The sequence below is a fragment of the Candidatus Kryptonium sp. genome, assembly GCA_025060635.1.
Lineage (GTDB): Bacteria > Bacteroidota > Ignavibacteria > Kryptoniales > Kryptoniaceae > Kryptonium.
Window position 1 is genome coordinate 1 of record JANXBN010000097.1, and the last position, 834, is coordinate 834.

The 834-nt window shown below is 39.8% G+C and carries 1 protein-coding gene; it reads right to left on the reverse strand.

All coding sequences use genetic code 11. The features are described from left to right. A partial coding sequence (locus tag NZ923_10725) for a hypothetical protein (GenBank protein MCS7230482.1) occupies positions 1–809 on the reverse strand: 809 nt, incomplete at its 3' end. Between the last annotated feature and the right edge of the window lie 25 nt (positions 810–834).

Consider the following 834-nt stretch of genomic DNA (forward strand, 5'->3'; position numbering starts at 1 on the left):
GTCTCCCACACGAGCGTAACTTTTGAATCACCAGCTATGGCTGAAAGAGAAACCGTTTGAACTGAAAGAGGTTGATCGTTTAAGAATTCTATATCAACATAGAAATTTATCACTCCATCGCTTACTTCATTCCAAGTATTTGGTCCTGTCGTCGTTACACAATCCAAAGTGTTTGATACACCAGAACCACCTATATCCCAAGTGTCATCACTCGGATTCGCTCTATATGTTGAAATTGTAAAGCGAAAAGTGTTATCATTTGGAGCTCCACCCAAACTACTCCACGGAACCCTACCTTCTATGACATCATAAGTAGCGGAAATAGCTGCATCACCAGCAAATGAACCACTCCAAGTATGAGTCCACACTCTCAAATCGCTATTCCCTGAACCAAACCTCGTTAGAATCAAATACTCCCATCTTGCAGCATTATCAACCTTTGTATCAGCATAACCGCCCAACCATTCTTCCCCGCTACCAGGAGTTCTATTTCTATCAATTGAAATTTGAACCATCGGAGCACCATTTCCAGATGTAATATCAATATCATTCATCTTTACCAAAAAATATAAATAAGTAGCATTACTTGAAATTCTCACTTCCACTATATCAACCCTCTTATCTGGATTGGCAAAATCAGTTCTTTCATCTCCAGTTGCATCTCTCCAAATCCATTCGTTTAACCCACCAGCTGTTCCAGCACTATATTTCCAAGAGTTTGCTGTAATCGGAAGCGTTCCCGTCCATTCACTAGGATTTCCATCAATTGTAATTTGAGCAAGCGAGAAGTTAACCACAAAAAATATCATCCCCAAAATTGAAATTGCTTTCCTC